Source organism: Cellulomonas massiliensis JC225, assembly GCF_000312005.1.
In the GTDB taxonomy this organism is placed as follows: domain Bacteria; phylum Actinomycetota; class Actinomycetes; order Actinomycetales; family Cellulomonadaceae; genus Cellulomonas; species Cellulomonas massiliensis.
On sequence record NZ_HE978588.1, the window covers coordinates 1,554,374 to 1,556,255 of the forward strand.

Sequence of the window (1,882 nt, forward strand, 5' to 3'; positions counted from 1 at the left end):
CGGCCACCGTCGCCATCGACCTCAACTGCGACCTCGGGGAGGGTGTCGACCCGTGGACGCCGGGCGAGCGGGGACTCGACGCCCGCCTGCTCGAGCTCGTGTCCAGCGCGAACGTCGCGTGCGGCGGTCACGCCGGCGACGCGCGCGTCATGGCCGCCGTCTGCGCGTGGGCCGCCGAGCAGGGCGTGGCGGTCGGCGCGCACGTCTCGTACGACGACCGCGAGCACTTCGGCCGCCGGGCGCTCGACGTCGAGCCCGCCGTGCTGCGCTCGCAGGTCCGCGCCCAGCTAACGGCGCTGCGCGCGGCGGCCGACGCGGCCGGCACCTCGGTGCGCTACGTGAAGCCGCACGGGGCGCTCTACCACGCCGTGGCGCGCGACCAGCGGCACGCCGGCGCGGTCGTCGAGGCCCTGCTGGCGGACGCCGACGAGCACGGCGGTGGCCTGCCGGTGCTCGGGCTGCCGGGTGGCCTCGTCCTCGACCTCGCCCGCGCCGCTGGGCTCGGCGCGGTCGCGGAGGCCTTCGCGGACCGCGGGTACCGCGCGGACGGGTCCCTCGTGCCCCGGGGGGAGCCGGGCGACCTGCTCACCGACGACGAGGCCGTGGCGGACCGCGTCGTGCGCCTGGCGCGGCGCGGCGATGTCCTCGCCGTGGACGGCGCCGCCGTGCGCGTCGACGCGCGCTCGGTGTGCCTGCACTCCGACACCCCGGGGGCGGTGGCGCTCGCGGCGCGCGTCCGGGGCCGGCTCGCCGACGCCGGCGTGGAGGTGCGGCCCTTTGCCTGATCCCCACGCCCCGGGCACCGCCGTCGAGGGACGCGCGCCCGGGCGCCTGCTCGGGCGGGTGGTGCCGTTCGGCGACCTGGCCGTGCTCGCCGAGCTGCCCGACCTCGAGCAGGTGCGACGCCTGGACGCGGCGGTCCGGGAGCGCCGCCGCGGCGGCGGTGCGCCGTGGGCGGCCGTCGTCGACCAGGTTCCGGCGGCGCGCTCGGTGCTGCTGACGGTCGCCGCCGAGCACGAGCTGCAGGCGCTCGCCGCCGCGCTCGCGCGGCTGGTCGCCGACCTGCCCGGCGCACCGGCGCGCGGCGGGACGGAGGCCGGAACGGCGGGGGCGTGGACGGCGGCCGCGGGGCCGAGCGCCCCGGTGGTCGAGCTGCCCGTGGTCTACGACGGCGAGGACCTCGAGGAGGTGGCGGCGCTCACCGGTCTCTCGACCGCCCAGGTCGTGCGCCGCCACCTCGCGGGCCGGTACTCGGTCGCCTTCGGCGGCTTCATGCCCGGCTTCGCGTACCTCACGGGGCTCGACCCCGCGCTGCGGACCCCTCGCCGGGCGGACCCGCGGCCGCGGGTGCCCGCGGGCGCGGTGGCGATCGCCGACGGGTACACGGCCGTCTACCCGTCGGCGACGCCCGGCGGGTGGCGCCTGCTGGGCCGCTGCGCGACGACGCTGTTCGACGTGGACCGCGACCCTCCCGCGGTGCTGCTGCCCGGCACCGAGGTGCGCTTCGTGCAGGTCGAGCCGTGAGCGCCCCGGTCCTCGAGGTCGTCACGCCCGGCCCGTCGACCACAGTGCAGGACGAGGGACGGCCGGGGCTCGCGCACGTCGGCGTGGGGCACGCCGGCGCCGCCGACCGCGGGGCGCTGCGGCGGGCGAACCGGCTCGTCGGCAACGCGCCCGGCGCCGCCGGCCTCGAGGTGCTGCTGGGAGGGCTGGTGCTGCGCGCGCTCGCGCCCGTCGTCGTCGCGGTCACCGGTGCACCAGGGCCGGTCGACGTCGACGGCCGGCCCGTCACGGCGGACGCGACCCTGCGGCTGGACGCCGGGGCCGCGCTGCGGCTCGGCACCGCCGAGCGGGGCGTGCGCCGGTACGTCGCCGTCGCCGG

The 1,882-nt window shown here is 79.8% G+C and carries 3 protein-coding genes; all 3 read left to right on the forward strand.

Translation table 11 applies throughout. The features are described from left to right. Positions 1–14 precede the first annotated feature (14 nt). Positions 15–785, forward strand: a complete 771-nt coding sequence (locus HGCM_RS07405) for a LamB/YcsF family protein (protein WP_026075325.1) — start codon at positions 15–17, stop codon at positions 783–785. After that, entirely contained in the window at positions 778–1,524 is a 747-nt protein-coding gene (locus HGCM_RS07410; RefSeq protein ID WP_246119442.1) for a 5-oxoprolinase subunit B family protein, read from the forward strand. The genes HGCM_RS07405 and HGCM_RS07410 overlap by 8 nt, the downstream gene beginning before the upstream one ends. Continuing rightward, positions 1,521–1,882 (forward strand): hypothetical protein (locus HGCM_RS20400; protein ID WP_040398995.1); only part of this gene is annotated, 362 nt, incomplete at its 3' end. The genes HGCM_RS07410 and HGCM_RS20400, both read left to right, overlap by 4 nt.